Source organism: Sphingomonas sp. J344, assembly GCF_024700005.1.
In the GTDB taxonomy this organism is placed as follows: Bacteria; Pseudomonadota; Alphaproteobacteria; order Sphingomonadales; family Sphingomonadaceae; genus Sphingomonas.
The window spans coordinates 1,295,058-1,311,965 of the sequence record NZ_JAJONB010000001.1 but is presented as its reverse complement, the minus strand read 5'-3'; the positions used below and the strand labels follow the sequence as shown (position 1 = coordinate 1,311,965).

The 16,908-nt window shown below is 66.6% G+C and carries 9 protein-coding genes and 3 pseudogenes; 5 read left to right on the top strand and 7 right to left on the bottom strand.

Annotated elements, in window-relative coordinates; genetic code table 11:
- Positions 1-28: 28 nt before the first annotated feature.
- Together tldD and LRS12_RS06615 are read right to left on the bottom strand one after the other, a co-directional pair.
- Positions 29-1,452: pseudogene (gene tldD / locus LRS12_RS06620) on the bottom strand (metalloprotease TldD).
- A gap of 18 nt (positions 1,453-1,470) precedes the next feature.
- Positions 1,471-1,701, bottom strand: a complete 231-nt coding sequence (locus LRS12_RS06615) for a zinc-finger domain-containing protein (RefSeq protein ID WP_257843868.1) — start codon at positions 1,699-1,701, stop codon at positions 1,471-1,473.
- Between the two features lie 464 nt (positions 1,702-2,165).
- On the opposite strand from LRS12_RS06615, the gene LRS12_RS06610 reads away from it, so the two are divergent.
- Positions 2,166-3,092, top strand: a complete 927-nt coding sequence (locus LRS12_RS06610; RefSeq protein ID WP_257843867.1) for an ABC transporter ATP-binding protein — start codon at positions 2,166-2,168, stop codon at positions 3,090-3,092.
- Here the strand turns inward: LRS12_RS06610 and LRS12_RS06605 are convergent.
- Positions 3,089-3,982 carry a PHB depolymerase family esterase gene (locus tag LRS12_RS06605; RefSeq protein WP_257843866.1) on the bottom strand — a complete coding sequence of 298 codons (894 nt, stop codon included), beginning with the start codon at positions 3,980-3,982 and terminating at the stop codon, positions 3,089-3,091. The two genes, LRS12_RS06610 and LRS12_RS06605, sit on opposite strands and share 4 nt — an antisense overlap.
- Before the next feature lie 122 nt (positions 3,983-4,104).
- On the opposite strand from LRS12_RS06605, the pseudogene nadB reads away from it, so the two are divergent.
- The 4 genes and pseudogenes from nadB (at position 4,105) to LRS12_RS06585 (ending at position 11,258) form a co-directional block, all read left to right on the top strand.
- A pseudogene (gene nadB / locus LRS12_RS06600) lies at positions 4,105-5,696 on the top strand (L-aspartate oxidase).
- 132 nt (positions 5,697-5,828) lie between these two features.
- Positions 5,829-6,923 (top strand): serine hydrolase, encoded by a 1,095-nt coding sequence (locus tag LRS12_RS06595; RefSeq protein WP_257843865.1) that lies wholly within the window; start codon positions 5,829-5,831, stop codon positions 6,921-6,923.
- A gap of 46 nt (positions 6,924-6,969) precedes the next feature.
- Positions 6,970-9,738, top strand: a complete 2,769-nt coding sequence (gene polA / locus LRS12_RS06590; protein ID WP_257843864.1) for a DNA polymerase I — start codon at positions 6,970-6,972, stop codon at positions 9,736-9,738.
- Positions 9,735-11,258, top strand: coding sequence for a lipopolysaccharide biosynthesis protein (locus LRS12_RS06585; RefSeq protein WP_257843863.1), 1,524 nt, complete (start codon positions 9,735-9,737; stop codon positions 11,256-11,258). The genes polA and LRS12_RS06585 overlap by 4 nt, the downstream gene beginning before the upstream one ends.
- Positions 11,259-11,417: 159 nt before the next feature.
- On the opposite strand, the gene purH is transcribed toward LRS12_RS06585, so the two are convergent.
- From purH to LRS12_RS06565, 4 genes and pseudogenes are all read right to left on the bottom strand, one after another.
- Entirely contained in the window at positions 11,418-12,989 is a 1,572-nt protein-coding gene (purH, locus tag LRS12_RS06580; RefSeq protein ID WP_257843862.1) for a bifunctional phosphoribosylaminoimidazolecarboxamide formyltransferase/IMP cyclohydrolase, read from the bottom strand.
- A gap of 158 nt (positions 12,990-13,147) precedes the next feature.
- Positions 13,148-14,896 (bottom strand): heparinase II/III family protein, encoded by a 1,749-nt coding sequence (locus tag LRS12_RS06575; protein ID WP_257843861.1) that lies wholly within the window; start codon positions 14,894-14,896, stop codon positions 13,148-13,150.
- Positions 14,893-15,552: a ribulose-phosphate 3-epimerase gene (gene rpe / locus LRS12_RS06570; protein ID WP_257843860.1), complete on the bottom strand. Its 660-nt coding sequence runs from the start codon at positions 15,550-15,552 to the stop codon at positions 14,893-14,895. Before rpe ends, LRS12_RS06575 begins: the two co-directional genes overlap by 4 nt.
- Before the next feature lie 23 nt (positions 15,553-15,575).
- Positions 15,576-16,864 (bottom strand): annotated as a pseudogene (locus LRS12_RS06565) (RsmB/NOP family class I SAM-dependent RNA methyltransferase).
- Between the last annotated feature and the right edge of the window lie 44 nt (positions 16,865-16,908).

The window sequence follows — 16,908 nt, the reverse complement described above, 5'->3', positions numbered from 1 at the left end:
AACAAAGCTTGTTTGAACAGAGCAGGCTTTACGCCGCCGTTCCGCCGACCGTCAGCCGCTCGACCAGCAGGCTCGGCTGACCGACGCCCGCAGGCACGGACTGCCCGCCCTTGCCGCACATGCCGATGCCCTCGTCGAGCGCAAAATCATTGCCGATCCCGATTACCTTGGTCAGGCAGGTGGGACCATCACCGATCAGCGTCGCGCCCTTGATCGGGGCGCCGATCTTGCCGTTCTCAATCTTGTACGCCTCGGTGCAGGAGAAGACGAACTTGCCCGACACGATGTCGACCTGACCGCCGCCGAAGCTCTTGGCGAAGATGCCCTTCTTGACGCGGCTCAACAGCTCGGCGGGGTCGTCCTTGCCCCCCCTTCATGAAGGTGTTGGTCATGCGCGGCATCGGCGCGTGCTGGAAGCTCTCGCGTCGGCCGTTTCCGGTGGGTTCGACCCCCCATCAGCCGCGCGTTGAGGCGATCCTGCATATAGCCCTTGAGGATGCCGTCCTCGATCAGCACCGTCTCGCGCGTCGGCGTGCCCTCATCGTCGATCGACAGCGATCCGCGCCGGCCCATGATTGACCCATCATCGACCACGGTGACGCCGGGTGCAGCGACGCGCTCGCCGATCCGGCCCGAAAAGGCGCTGGTCCCTTTGCGGTTGAAATCGCCCTCAAGGCCATGGCCGACCGCCTCGTGCAGCAGCACACCGGGCCAACCCGGTCCGAGTAGCACGGTCATCTCGCCGGCCGGCGCATCGACCGCGTCGAGATTGACCAACGCCTGCGCCAGCGCCTCGTCGATCGCGTGGTTCCACGTCACGGGCTCGAACAGTCGGTCATAGAGCGCGCGACCGCCGGTGCCGAAGCTGCCAGTCTCGCGCCGCCCATTTGCCTCAACCACGATGCTGACATTGAGGCGGACCAGCGGGCGGATGTCGGTCGCGACAAAGCCGTCTGGCCGCACGATTTCGACCACGCTCCATGACCCCAGCAGGCTCGCCGACACCTGCACCACGCGCGGGTCGCGCGCGCGGGCGGCTGCATCGATCGTCTGGCAGAGGTTCACCTTGTCGGCGAAGGGAACCAGGTCGAGCGGGTCGGCGTCGGTGTAGAGATGGCGATTGGTGCGCGTCGGGGCAGCGGCCTTGGGCCCGGTCGCCGGGTCGATCAGCGCCATCGTCTCGCCCGCGCGGCGGATCGCGGCTTCGCTGATCTCGTTGGCGTGCGCGAAGGCGGTGGTTTCGCCGCTCACCGCGCGCAGGCCAAAGCCCGAATCGGTATTGTACGACGCGGTCTTGAGCCGTCCGTCGTCAAAGCCGAACGCTTCCGATTTGCGATATTGCAGGTAAAGCTCGCCATCCTCGGCCTTGGCGAGGATCGATGCGGTCAGGCGCTGGGCGGCATCGGCGTCAAAGCCGTCGCGGTAAAGAAAGCCTCGGGGATCGCGGTACATTCCCCGAATATAGGTAAGTTAGATGCTCGCGCCAGACGCGATATCGGGCAGGTCGCCCTGATTGCTACCATCGACGGGGCCGCCGATCAGCACGAAGCGGCGGTCGCAATAGCCGCAATCGACATAGCCATGCTCATCGATCTGCAAAAACACGCGCGGATGGCCCAACACGGCGGGAATACCGGCGTGCGCGCCGTCACAGACGACGCAGGCGGTGGTGACGCGGGTGACTTCGGGCGGCGCGATCATGGGGACGCGGTTAGCAAAGCGCGCGCGCGCGGGCAATCGCGGCGTGCACGGTTGCCTACATTGATCCGGTCGAGCGTTCGAACTCGCTCGCGCATTGCTCGGCCAACTTCGCCGCGCCGTCGATGCCGCCTGCCTGCATCGATTCCGCCACCGCATCGATAGCGGGGCCGAGCATCGCCGCTCCGCTTCGCCCGACGATCTTGCCCAGGAAAAAAGCTCATCGTCATCTCGAGTCCGGGCTTGTCGGTCGCGGAGGCGCTTTCGCCCAGCATCGTCATCGCAAACACGCATTTCGCGTCGGCCTGATCGGCGGGGGTCGGGGTGGCCTGGGCAATTGCGAGCGCGATTGCATGGACGATCAGCATCGTTTTTCCTCCCCGGATGGTCACCAAGCCTGTGCCCTGCGGCCGGTTTTGGCAACCGATCTGCTTGCCAATCGCGACGCACCGTCCCACTTCCGCCCGATGAGCGACGCGGCGATCGAGATCGACGGCCTTTCGAAGGTCTATAAGGGCGGCAAACAGGCGCTGGACGGGGTGAGCTTCTCCGTCCCGCGCGGACAGATTTTTGGGCTGCTCGGGCCCAATGGTGCGGGCAAGTCGACGCTGATCAACATCTTGGCGGGTCTGGTCAACAAGACCGGCGGCACCGCGCGCATCTGGGGATTCGACATCGACGCCAGTCCGCGCAACGCCAAGCGCGCGATCGGGATCGTCAATCAGGAGATCATGTTCGACCCCTTCTTCACGCCGGTCGAGACGCTGGAGATTCAGGCCGGGCTGTACGGCGTGCCGAAGGGCGAACGGCGCTCGATGGAGTTGCTGCGCGCGGTGCATCTGGAGGACAAGGCGCGCGCCTATTCGCGCACTTTGTCGGGCGGGATGAAGCGGCGGCTCATGGTCGCCAAGGCAATGGTGCATTCGCCGCCGGTGCTGGTGCTCGACGAACCGACTGCCGGCGTCGATATTGAACTACGCCAGCAGCTCTGGGCCTATGTCCGCACGCTCAACGACGCCGGCGTGACGGTGGTGCTGACCACACACTATCTGGAGGAAGCGGAGGAGCTGTGCGATCGCATCGCGATCATCAACCACGGCAAGCTGATCGCCAACGAGCCGACCCGTGAGCTGGTCGGCAAGACGCAGGAAAAGGCGGTCGAGGTCGTCGTGGACCGTGACATCGCCGATCTGCCCGCCAATGCCTGTTTCCAGAAGATCGAAGCCAAGGGCGAGCGGACCTTGGTCATCACCTATCGCAAGGACCGCGCGAACGCCGGCGAAGTGCTGGGCGCGGTGCAGGCGGCGGGGTTCGGCATCGTTGACGTCAGCACGCGCGAGGCGGATCTGGAGGACGTGTTCCTGAGCCTGACGCGGGCGGCGAACGCGGCCTAACGCCGATAGCGCGCGAAGAAGCGCCACATCGCGTCATTGTCCGCAGTCCAGACATGCCCGCCGCCGCGCAGGATATGGGCGGCGACTTCGGCGCGCGCCCGGCATTGCGTATGCAGCCGCTCATAGAGGTTCGCGGCGAGGTCGCGGCGCAGCGGGCCTGCCTTGCACCCGTTGAGCGCGGCCCAGCGCGCCTCCGCAGCCTCCATCGTATATTGCCAATAGCCCGCGCCGCCACCCTGCACCGGGTTGGTGCCGTCGGCGTCTCCGGCAAAGGCGATCACCGGCATCGGGTGCTTGGGCGTGCAGGTCGTGGGGTCCGGGCGGGCCGTGTCGCTCGCCAGCGGGTTGCCGGCGCGAAGGCCCACGACCGGGGCGATCACGGCGAAGCGGTCTGACGCGACGCAGCCCAGCCATGACGTCATCCGCCCGCCACCCGACAGGCCGGTGGCATAGACGCGCTTGCGGTCGGCACAGCCGCTGTTCGCCAGCCAGTCGATCGCGGTCTTGAGGAAGGCGACGTCATCGGCATCGCCCGGCCCCGGCACCTTGCCGGTGACGGTCGGGACGCCCGGAATGTTCCAGACAAAGCCGCGCTCGACCGGGATGCCAGCGTCCGGCGCGGCGACAAGGAATCCGTGGCGGTCGCTGCTCGCCTCCAGCTTCGACTGCGCCAGGATGGCGGCGCCGTCGCCACCGCTGCCGTGCAAGGCGAAGACGAGCGGAAGGCGACCCGGCGGTGCATTCGCGGGAACGTGGAGCAGCATGCTGCGTCCGGTATTGCCGACCGTCACCCGCGCCGTGGTGCCGGAGACAACCGGGCAGCCCGGTGCGGCGAGTGCTGGCACAGTCGCGACGAACAGGGCAGCGGCGGCGGCGAGGATCAGGCGCATCGGTATCTCCTTGTAATCCGCTCGCTATGACCTGCGCTGTTATGCGGCAACCGCAGCGTGTTTGAAATCGCCGCGCTTTGTCGCATAGCGGCCCACCGCCATGAGTGCGCGAAGGAATAAGAGTGGCCCACGACCCCCATCAGTGCGACGTGCTTGTCATCGGATCGGGCGCCGCCGGGCTGACCGCCGCGCTCAATCTTGCCCAACGGTTCCGGGTGACGGTGCTGGCCAAGGGCGGGCTGGATGAGGGGTCGACCGCCTGGGCGCAGGGTGGGATCGCCGCGGTGCTCGAGCCGGGCGACACGTTCGAGGCGCATATCGAGGATACGATGATCGCCGGCGCGGGCCTCAACGACCGTGCGACGGTAGAGATGGTGGTCGAAAACGCCCCCGCCGCGATCGAACGGCTGGTCGAGTTGGGCGTGCCATTCAATATGGACGGCAACGCACTGCACCTGACGCGTGAGGGCGGGCACAGCGCGCGCCGCATCGTCCATGTCGACGACGCCACCGGTTGGGCGGTGCAGGAGGCGCTGATCCGCGCCGCGCGCGCCAATCCCAACATCACCCTGGTCCCAGACATGGTCGCGATCGATCTTGCCACCAGCCGCCATGAGCTGCGCTATTCGGGGGCGGGCAAGGTGTGGGGCGTCTATGCCGTCAACCGCGCGACCGGGGGCGTCGAGCTGTTCACAGCGAACGCCACGGTGCTGGCGACCGGCGGGGCGGGGCGCACCTATCTCTTCTCGACCGCGCCCAAGGGGGCGACCGGTGACGGCATTGCGATGGCGTGGCGCGCGGGGTGCCGCATCTCGAACATGGAGATGATGCAGTTCCACCCGACCTGCCTCTACAATCTCGACGTCAAGAATTTCCTGATCACGGAAGCGGTGCGGGGCGAGGGCGGGCGACTCTTCAACCCGCAGACCGGCAAGCGCTTCATGGCGGATTACGACCCGGAGCGGATGGAGCTGGCCCCGCGCGATGTGGTCGCCCGCGCAATCGACGCCGAAATCAAGCGCGACGGCCTCGATTTCGTCCATCTCGACATCAGCCATATGCCCGCCGAGTTCGTAAAGGGGCATTTCCCCAACATCCATGACAAGCTGATTGGCCTGGGCATCGACATGACTTCCCAGCCGATCCCGGTGGTGCCGGCGCAGCACTACACCTGTGGGGGGTCGTCATCGACCTGGACGGGCGCACCGATCTGCCCGGGCTCTATGCCGCTGGCGAGTGTAGCGAGAGCGGGCTCCACGGCGCGAACCGGCTGGCGAGCAACTCGCTGCTCGAATGTTTCGTGTTCGGCGAGGCGGCCGCGCGGCATATCGCGGCGAACTGGAATGATCTGCCCCCGCCACCGCCGATCCGCCCATGGGACGAGAGCCGCGTCACCGATCTGGATGAAGAAGTGGTGATCAAGCAGAACTGGACCGAAATCCGCCGCTTCATGTGGAACTATGTCGGGATCGTGCGGACCACCAAGCGGCTCGAACGCGCCGCGCACCGCATCAAGATGCTCAACGAGGAGGTCGCCGACTATTACGGCCATTTCCGCGTGACCCCCGACCTGATCGAACTGCGCAACCTGCTCCAGTCAGCCGAACTGATCGTACGATCGGCGCTCCACCGGCATGAAAGCCGCGGGCTGCACTACACGCTGGATCACCCGCAGACCGACGAAATCGCCCGCGATACTGTATTGGTTCCCTGAAATTTTGGCCGAATCTTCACGCTTTGCCGTCATATTCCGCGCGTTCGTCGCAGAAGTTGCCGTCGACTCTTGGCCGGAACGCCGCGACGCAGCATGATCGCTTAGGGCAAGGGGCGTGGTATCGTGTTGGGGATGCAGGAGTTTACGATTCTTCAGCGTGCAATGACTCTGGCGGGCCTCGCGCCTGTCCTGTTGATCGGTGCCGGCGTGCACCGCGATGACCTCCCCAAGGATCTGACCCCGGCCAGCTATCGCGTGTCGATGCCGATTCCGGCTGCGCCGAAGCCACTCCCGGTCTTTCCCGCCCCCGCCGCTCTGACCGTGACGGTCGATGCGCTTGCGCGCGATTTCGGCGGCGTGGTCGGCATTTCGGTCCGCAGCCTCGAATGGGGGTGGCAAGTCGACGCCAATGGCGACCGCCGCATGCCGCAGCAGAGCGTGAGCAAGCTGTGGGTCGCGATGACCGTGCTCGATGCCCGCGACAAGGGCCGTCTGACGCTGGACGATCCGGTCGAACTGCGCCGCGAGCATCTGACCCTGTTCCATCAGCCGATCGCTTCGCTGGTGGTGCGCGACGGCGTCTATCGCACCACTGTGCGCGAGTTGCTGTTGCGCGCGATGCAGTCGAGCGACAATACCGCCAATGACCGGTTGCTGACCCTGGTCGGCGGACCGCAGGCGGTACGCGCCTTCATCGCCGATCGCGGATTGGGCGAAATTCGCTTTGGGCCGGGCGAGCGGCTGTTGCAGGCGGGCACTGCCGGGCTGAGCTGGGACCAACGCTATTCGATGGCGGGTGAGTTCCAGCGCGCGCGTGCCGCATTGCCGCCGACCGTGCGGCGCGCGGCATTCGATTCCTATGTTGCCGACCCGGTCGATGGCGCGGCACCCTCGGCGATCGCGCTGGCGCTGGCGCGGCTGAAGGCCGGGGAGCTGCTCTCGGCCTCATCGACGAGTTTTCTGACCACGGTGATGTCTGGCACGCGGACTGGCAAGGCGCGGCTGCGCGCGGCGGTGCCGGTGGGCTGGACTCTGGCGCACAAGACCGGGACCGGGCAGGATCTGGGCGCGCGTACCGCCGGGTTCAACGATATCGGCATCCTGACCGCGCCGGATGGCAAAGCCTATTCGATCGCGGTGATGATCGGCGATACCCCGCGCCCGGTGCGCGAACGCCAGCAGCTGATGCAAGCGGTCGTCGCGAGCGTAGTGGCGAACCATCGCTGAGGCTTAAGCTCTCGCCCATGCGGTTTCGCGCTGCTAAGCCTCGCCAATGCCCCATCTCTATCTTGTCGACGGCTCGAGCTTCATCTTTCGCGCCTATCATGTGCTGCCCAAGCTGACCAACAAGCATGGCGAACCTGCGGGTGCGGTCTATGGCTATGTGTCGATGCTGTGGAAGCTGGCGAGCGAACTGCACAAGGCCGAGGGCCCGACGCACCTGGCTGTGATCCTCGACAAGGCGGAGGAGACGTTTCGCAACCAGCTTTACGACCAGTACAAGGCGAACCGTCCGCCGGCTCCCGAAGATCTGCGCCCGCAATTCCCGATGATCCGCGACGCGACGCGCGCGTTCAGCCTGCCCTGTATCGAGGAACTGGGCTGGGAGGCGGACGATCTGATCGCGAGTTACTCCAAGGCAGCGCTGGCGCAGGGGTGGCAGGTGACGATCGTCAGTTCCGACAAGGATCTGATGCAGCTGCTGACCGAACCGGGCATCGACATGCTCGACACGATGAAGGACCGGCGCATGGGGCCGGAGGCGGTGGTCGAGAAGTTCGGGGTCGGGCCGGACAAGCTCGGCGAAGTTCTGGCGCTGATGGGCGACAGCGTCGACAATGTGCCGGGCGTGCCGGGGGTGGGGCCGAAGACCGCGGCCAAGCTGATCCTCGAGCATGGCGATGTCGAGGCGGTGCTGGCCGCCGCGCCGACGATGAAGCCGGGCAAGCTGCGCGACAACCTGATCGAACATGCCGATATGGCGCGGCTGTCGCGCAAGCTGGTCGCGCTGGCCGAGGATGTGCCGCTGCCCGAACCGCTCGACAGCTTCGTCCTTGACGGAATCCCGGATGCGCCGCTGCGCGCGTTCCTCGAGCATCACGGGTTCAAGACCTTGCTCGCGCGGCTGGGCAGCGGTGGTGAGTCGGTCGCGGATGCGCCGGTCGAGACCCATGAGGTGCCGGGGCTGGAGCCCGATCCACCCTGCGATCACGATGCCTATGAAACGGTGGTCGATGAGGCGGCGCTCGACCGCTGGATTACCGTTGCCCGGCATCAGGGCTGGGTCGCGATCGATACTGAGACGACGGGCACCGACGCGACCCGGGCCGAACTGGTCGGGGTCAGCCTGGCGCTGCACCCCAATCTCGCCTGCTATATTCCGATCGGCCATGGCGGGACCGACATGTTCGCCGAGAAGCCGGTGCAGCTCGACCGCGCGACGGTGCTGGCGCAGCTCAAGCCGCTGCTGGAGGATCCGGCGGTGCTCAAGATCGGGCACAACCTCAAATATGACCTGATCATCCTGGGCCAACTGGGGATCGATATCGCGCCCTATGACGACACGATTGTGATGAGCTTCGATCTCGATGCCGGGCTGCACGGCCATGGCATGGACGAGCTGGCGGCGACGCATCTGTCGCACAGCTGCATCGCGTACAAGGATGTGACCGGGAGCGGAAAGAAGCAGATCGGCTTTGCCGAGGTCGATCTGAAGGCCGCGACGCGCTACGCCGCCGAGGATGCCGATGTCACACTGCGGCTGTGGCGGCGGTTGAAGCCGCGATTGGCCTATGAGGGCGCGACGCGCGTCTATGAGATGGTCGATCGGCCGCTGGTGCGGGTGATCGCCGACATGGAGCTGGCGGGGATCAAGGTCGATGCCGGGGTGCTGGCGCGACTCTCCAGCGAGTTTACGACGCAGATTGCGGCGCTGGAGGCGGAAATCCACGCGATCGCCGGGTTCAAATTCACCATCGGCAGCCCCAAGCAATTGGGCGACGTATTGTTCGACAAGATGGGGATCAAGGGCGGGCGCAAGGGCAAGTCGGGCGTGTACTCGACCGACGTCAACGAGCTGGAGCGGATCGCGGCGGACAAGGATCTGCCCGGGCGGGAGATGGTGCTGAAAGTGCTCGACTGGCGCCAGCTGTCGAAGCTCAAATCCACCTATACCGATGCGCTGCAGGCACAGATCAACCCGGCGACGGGGCGGGTGCATACCAGCTATTCGCTGACCGGGGCGCAGACCGGGCGGCTGTCGTCGACCGACCCGAACCTGCAGAATATCCCGATCCGTACCGAGACGGGGCGGCAGATCCGCGACGCCTTCGTGGCCGAGCCGGGCAACGTCATCCTGTCAGCCGACTATTCGCAGATCGAATTGCGCTTGGCCGCGCATATCGCCGATGTGCCCGCGCTGCGCGAGGCGTTCGAGCAGGGCGAGGACATTCACAACCGCACCGCGATGGAGCTGTTTGGCGAGGTCAACCGCGACACGCGCGGGCGGGCGAAGACGATCAACTTTGCGATCCTCTACGGCATCAGCCGCTGGGGGCTGGCCGGACGGCTCGACGTCACGCCGGACGAAGCGCAGGGGATGATCGACCGCTATTTCCAGAGCTTCCCGGGGATCAGCCGCTATATCGCCGACACGCTGACCGAGGCGAAGGCGCGCGGCTATACGACGACCTTGTTCGGGCGCAAGACGCACTTCACGCGGATCAACGCGCCCAACCAGAATGAGCGCGCGGGCAGCGAGCGCGCCGCGATCAACGCGCCGATTCAGGGGACCAGCGCCGACATCATCAAGCGCGCCATGGCGCGGATGGGGCCGGCGCTGCTGGACGCGGGGCTGCCGAATGTGCGGATGCTGCTGCAGGTGCATGACGAACTGGTGTTCGAACTGCCCGAAGGCGATGTCGATGCTGCGTCGGCGGTGATCCGCCGGGTGATGGAGACTGCGGCGGAACCCGCGATAGCGCTCACCGTGCCGCTCGGCGTGGAGATCGGCACAGGCCCCAGTTGGGGCGCGGCGCATTGAGCAGCGCGACCGCACCGGGTTCGCAACCCGACGATCTCAATGCGCTCGCAAAGGGTGGGCGGACCAATATTCTTGGCTTCATGCTGCGTTTACTCGCGCGGTTGCCGTTCCTGTTCATTGCCGGGCGCCTCTATGGCGCGGAGACAGTCGGGCGGTTCGCGCTCGCCGTCGTCGTGGTCGAGTTGGCAGCGCTGCTCGCCACCCTGGGCCTCAAACGCGGGCTGGCACAGGCGCTGGCGTCGACCGACCGACCGCACAGTCATGTCGTGTGGGACGGGATGGTGGTCGCGTTCGTCGTCTCGGTGCTGGCGAGTGCATTGCTGTTCGTTTTCCCGGATCTGATGTTTCCCAATAGCGGGACCACCGGGCTCGACCGCTATCTGGCAGTGATCGTGTTCGCGATCGCCTGGTCCGATGTCAGCCTCGCCGCGCTTGCCTACCGCCACAATGTGAAGGCCACGGTGACGGCGCGCGCGATCGTGGAACCGTGGACGATCAGTATTGCGGCCTGGGCGCTCTATTATGTCTCGGCACGCGACGGACTGATTATCGCCTATGTCCTGTCGATGGCGGCGGCGCTGGTCGCCAGCCTGATTCCCTTTATCCGCAGCTATGGCCTTCCGCATGGCTGGTCGCCGCGGGTGACTCCATTGCTCCAGCTCGCCCGGCGCAACATGCCTCTGGCGGGCGCGGATGCGATCGAATGGGGGTCGCGCAATATCGACCGATTCATCCTGGGTCTGCTGTTCCCGCCAGCGATCGTCGGCATTTATTACATGGCGCAGCAGGTTTCCTCGATCCCGCAAAAGCTCAAGACCAGCTTCGATCCGGTGTTGGGGCCGGTGATCGCGCGCAATCTGGCCGCAGGAAACCGCAGCGCAATTGCGGCGCAGGTCAAGCAAGTCGGTTTCTGGATCATCACGCTTCAGGCGGCATTGCTGCTGATGGGCGGAATCCCGGCGGAAGGGGTGATGGGCGTTGTCGGCCCGCAATTCGTGGTCGGCGCAGTGGCACTTTGCTTCCTTCTCGCAGCCGAGGTCGCCGCAACGCCCGGCGCGGTGGCAGAGGCCGGGCTGGTCTATATGGCGCGGCACCGCAATCTGGTGGTATCGCTGCTGCTGCTCGGCTTTCAGGCGGCACTGAGCTTTGCGCTGGTGTTCCAGATGCGGGCGATGGGGCTGGATGTGCATGTTCAGGCGGTGGGACCGGCAATGGCGCTGGTACTGACGCTGGCGCTGGGATCGACCATAAAATGCTGGATGCTGGCCAAGCTGACCAGCGCATCGGTGTTCAGCCTGCGCCCCGGCTTCGTGGCCGCGATCCTGGTTGCTGGCGCGGTCGGATGGGCGTTCACGCGACTGCCGCCGCAGCTCGAATGGCTGGAACTGTCGGTCGGCATCCCCGCGATCTTCATCGCCTATTTTGCGGTGATCGCAAAATGGGCGTTCGGGCCGGAAGACCGGGCGCTGTTCAAGAAGATGCCGAAGAGCGAACCGACACTGCCCGACGAGAAAGTTTGACCCGCACCCCGTTTACGCTGATGACCAAGTCGCCAAAGCTCCCAGCTTTGGCTGGAACATCCGGGGACGTTCCACTTGGTCATTGTCGAAGCGCGGGCGCAGACCTCAGGGGCTGGCCCTTCGAAAGGCTCAGGACAAACGGAGAGTGGGCATTTTCGCTCAATGCCGGAAGTGGCGCATCCCGGTGAACACCATCGCGAGGCCAGCCCCATCCGCCGCCGCGATCACTTCATCGTCGCGGATCGATCCGCCAGGCTGGATCACGGCAGTCGCGCCCGCCTCGACGGCCGCGAGCAGGCCGTCGGCGAAGGGGAAGAAGGCGTCGGAGGCGACCGCGCTGCCGATCGTGCGCGGCTGGGACCAGCCGGCCTTTTCGGCGGCGTCCTTGGCCTTCCATGCGGCGATCCGCGCGGATTCGAGGCGGTTCATCTGCCCCGCGCCGACCCCTGCGGTGCTGCCATCCTTGGCATAGACGATTGCGTTCGACTTGACGTGCTTGGCGACTGTCCAGGCGAACAGGCAGTCGGCAAGTTCCTGATCGGTCGGCGCGCGTTGCGTGACCACCTTGAGCGCGTCCTGCGTCACGCTGCCATTGTCGCGCGACTGGACCAGTGCTCCGCCCGCGATCGTCTTGAGCATCAGGCCGGGTCGCGTCGGATTGGGCAACTCGCCGCAGATCAGCAGGCGGAGGTTCTTCTTCGCGGCGAAAATGGTCTTGGCTTCATCGCTCGCACCGGGAGCGACGACGACTTCAGTGAAAATCTCGGTGATCGCCTTCGCCGTCTCGGCATCCAGCGGACGGTTGAGCGCGATGATCCCGCCAAATGCCGAAACCGAATCGCAGGCGAGCGCGGCCTTGTACGCGTCGACCAAAGTCTCGGCGGTGGCGACGCCGCAGGGGTTGGCGTGCTTGACGATCACCACCGTCGGCGGGCCGTCGCGGAATTCGCTGACCAGTTCGAGCGCGGCATCGGCGTCGTTATAGTTGTTGTAGCTCAGCTCCTTGCCCTGCAGCTGCTCGGCCTGCGCGATCCCCGGCGTGGCGGGACCGGCGGGGAGGTAGAGGGCGGCGGACTGATGCGGGTTCTCACCGTACCGGAGCTCTTCGCCGCGTTTGAACACCAACGGGAGCGTTTCGGGGAATTTTTCGCCCTGATCGGCGAAGGCGAACCAACTGGCGATGGTCGAGTCGTACTGGGCAGTCAGGGCATAGGCCTTGGCGGCAAAGCGCTTGCGGTCGTCGAGCGTGGTCTCGCCGGTCGCGACCACGGCATAGTCGGCGGGATCGGTGACGATCGCGACAAATGCGTGGTTCTTGGCGGCAGAACGGACCATCGACGGGCCGCCGATGTCGATATTCTCGATAATCTCGTCGCGGCTCGCGCCCTTCGCGACAGTCTGGGCGAAGGGGTAGAGATTGACCACGACCAGGTCGATCATCCCGATCGCATGTTCGCTGGCCGAGGCCATGTGGCCAGCATCGTCGCGCACCGCGAGCAGACCGCCATGCACCACCGGGTGCAGCGTCTTGACGCGGCCGTCCATCATTTCGGGGAAACCAGTGAGGTCGGAGATGTCGCGGACTTCCAGCCCTGCCTCACGCAGCACCTTGGACGTGCCGCCGGTCGAAACGAGTTCGACTCCCTTGGCGGCGAGCGCCTGACCGAGTTCGACGATCCCGGTCTTGTCGGAAACCGAGAGGAGGGCGCGGCGGATCGTGATGCTGCTCATGGCCGCGCGCTTTAGCTTGCGGGGCTTGCTCTGCAAGCCCCGAGTTGCGGCACCGGCCCGCTCTCCCACCCGGCCACCCATCGAAGATACCTTGAAGTGGGTGGCCGGGTGGGGAGCGGGCCGGTGCCGCAACGCTTCAGCTATGCTGAAGCCGACAACTATCTCGCGCGGTGGAACAGCCAAGAGACACTGGAGCCGCCGGTCAGCGCCTCGCCGGTCAGGACGATCTGCTGGGTTTCACGTGGAATGCCCTTGGCGTCGATCCACACGCTTTCCTCGATCGCCAGCGCCGCGCCGCGCGCACGGAACTGCCACACCGATCCCGACCGCGTGCGGAGCAAGGCGCCCGAGCCATCGGCAGTGGGGGTGGCGTCAACCGCAGGGTGGAGGTGGAAGCGGACGGTGAACGGCACGGCGCCGCCCTTGCCCCCGCGCTTCTCCGCGGGAAGCAGACTGTCTTCGCCGCGCACGTCGCGACCATCGGTGCCGAGCGCGATGGTGCGGCGGTGGATCACGCCGTGGCGGCGGGCATAGCCGTCATGGCTCGCCTCGATCCGGCTGGCGGTCTCGGTCTCGTTGCGGCTCAGCTCCATCTCGACCACCCCGCGTCCGAGCGTGCCGTCGGGATGGATCGCGGTGGAATTGCTGTCGCGCACGACCAGGGTCGAATGCGCCGCAGTCGTCCGCAGCCCCTCGGTCAGCGCGGTGGGCAGGCGCAGGTCCGCGCCGCGCGCGCCGCCGCAACTGACGACGATCCGCTCCTCGCCATCGGAGAATTCGAAGGCGAGGGTGGAGGCGCAGCCCCCGGCCATCACTCGTGCGATCGGCGGCGGGGCGGCGTCCATGATGAGCACCGTCCCCTGCTGGGCGAGGCGCTGATAGCCCCATTCATGCGCCTGACGCAGCGGGCGGACACGTGCCCCGGTCGCTTCGACCGTTTGGTCGACGACGTCACCGGGGACGGGTAGTCCGCCCTGCCAGCTAGCCAGGCCACGATCGCCATGGCTCACGCCGAGCAATGCCGAGACCATGCGGCCGATCGCCTCACCGACAAAGGGCGGCGCATCGAGGCGACGCGCAGCATAGGTTTCGCGAAGCAGCGTGAGCAGCTGGATCGCGTCGAGCAGCGCTGCGGGCGAGCGACCGGTAATCCCGCCATCGCGGCTGACCGCACCGATGATCGCACGGAACAGTCCCGCCTCACCGAACGAACGGCGCGGATCGCCGCCTGGAATCATCAGCCCGGCGGTAAGCACGCCGCACCATGCGGCAATGCGTGGTGCTCCGACGGGCGCGCGGTCGGCGGCGCGATCGAGATGGCGCGCGCCACGGGCGAGCGCGTGGAGAACTTGCGAGCGATAGACGAGGTCGGTGCTCGACAGGATCAGCGGCGCGTGCGCGGTCCAGAATTGCAGGCGGCGACCCCATAGATCGGCGCGCCACGCTGGATCGCGTACGCGATTGGCATGCGCGGCGAGCCATTTGCGCATCAGCGCCTCGGCAATTGGTGCCGCTTGCTGCCGGGTGGCGACGGTGGACAGGTCGCGCAGCCAGGCGAAGCTGTGGAGATGATCGCCGAACGGCACGGACCAGGTCGGTCGGGCGAGGTCGAGCGACTCCACGTCATGGCTCTCGCCGCGAAACACGAGGCGTCCCTCGAGCAACGCATTGCCGCGCGCCGGATCACCCATGAACGGGTCGTCGGTCACCGCGATCAGCTTGAGGGGGTGTCGGCCTTTCAGCCGCAGCGAATGAATTGGGGTCCGCCAGCTCAAGCGGAACAACTTTTCGGAAATGCGGTCGGCGAGAGACAGGCCGCGATCGCCGCCGATCCGGATGAGCCTTTTGCCCTGCTCGATCCCGTCGGTGGCCGCCCCGTCGGCGGGCTCATCGCCGCCAATGCTCACCCCGCCCGCAACGCAGCGATATTGTCGGCATAAGCCGACGGGCCGCCCTTGAACGCTGCGGTGCCCGCGACCAGCGCGTCGGCCCCTGCCGCGATGACGCGCGCGGCGTTCGTGCGATCGACCCCGCCATCGACCTCAAGGTCGATCGACCGGCCGCTGGTGTCGATCTTCGCGCGCAGCGTCGCGATCTTGGAAAGCTGGCTTTCGATGAACTTCTGCCCGCCGAACCCCGGGTTGACGCTCATCACCAGGATCAGGTCGATCAGGTCCATGACGTGGTCCACCACGTCCACCGGGGTCGCCGGATTGAGCACCACGCCGGCGCGCTTGCCCAGCGCCTTGATCGTCTGGAGCGTGCGGTGGAGGTGCGGGCCGCTTTCGGGATGGACCGACAGGCAGTCCGCGCCCGCCTCGGCAAAAGCCTCCAGCATCGGATCGACCGGCGCGATCATCAGATGGACGTCGAACGGCTTGGCGCTGTGCGGGCGCAGCGCCTTGATGATGGCGGGGCCGATCGTGATGTTGGGGACGAAATGTCCGTCCATCACATCGATATGGATCCAGTCGGCCCCGGCCACGTCGATCGCGCGCACTTCATCGCCCAATTTGGCGAAATCGGCGGACAGGATGGACGGGGCGATACGGACCGGGTTCATGGCCTTCCTTTATCACCTCGAAGCTAGGCGGCAACTCGCATCAGGCGCACCATGAAAAACCCGTCGAGCCCGCCTTGTTCCGCGAGCATCCCGGGAAGGGTGCGCAGCCAGCCGCGCGGATGGGCAGACAACCCCTCGGGCAGTTCGTCGGGCAGGATCGGGTCGATCGCGAATTCCGGATGCTGGGCCAGGAAACGCTCGATCTGCTGTTCGCCCTCTTCGGGCTCGAGCGAGCAGGTGGCATAGACCAGCAGCCCGCCGGGCCGGACCCAACGCGCGGCACGCGGGAGCAACTGCGCCTGAAGCTCGGCCATCTCGGCGATCAGGCGCGGGCGGACACGGTGGAGCACATCGGGGTGACGGCGGAAGATGCCGGTCGCACTGCACGGCGCGTCGAGCAGCACGGCGTCGGCCTCGAACCCCGGTGCCCACCTCAGAAGATCTGCTGCGACCACGGTGGCGGACAGCCCGGTGCGCTCGAGATTCTCGTGAAGTCGCGCCAGACGACTTTCCGAGACATCGACGGCAGTGACGTCCCATCCGGCGGCGGCGAGCTGGAGCGTCTTGCCGCCCGGCGCGGCGCACAGATCGAGCGCGCGGCCTGAACCGCCGCCGATCAGGCGGGCGGGGAGCGAGGCGGCGATGTCCTGCACCCACCAATGGCCTTCCGCAAAGCCGGGGAGTTCGAGAACGGTCGAGTCGGAGGGCAGGCGATAATGGCCGGGCCGTAGGCTCGGCGCGTTGGGCCAAGATGCGTCGTGGGCCGGATGCATCGTGAGGTCGAGCGGCGGCGGGGCGGCAATGGCGGCGCAGGCGGCGTCGGCGACGCGCGCCCCCCAATTGGCGGCGATCCGGGCATAGACATCGCCCGGCAGCGCGGGCGGGTCGGTCAGCACGGCATTCTGGCGCATCAGCGTGCCGAACACGCCATGGACCAGCTTGCGCGGACCGCCATCGACCAGCGCCAGCGCGGTGGAGATCGCGGCATGCGGCGGGGTGCCGAGCCGCAGCGCCTGTACCAGCGCGATCCGCAGCACGAAGCGCGCCTTGGCGTCATCGGGCAGGCGATTGCGCGTGGCGCTGTCGATCAGGTCGTCGAGATCGGTGAGGCGGCGCAGCACTTCCGCCGCGATGGCGTGCGCCAGACCGCGATCGGAGGGGCAAGCCCTTGGGTCGAGGTGTCCAGTGCCTGTTCGATCGCAAGGCCGCGACGGAGCACGGCATCGAGCAGGCGCAGCGCCGCGCGGCGGGCGGGGGTGCCGGGGGGATCGGCGGGGCGGGGCGGAGGGCGATGACCGGTAGGGCGAGGCATCACCGCCCCCCTACGCCGAATCGCGCGCGGGTTCACCCCCAAAG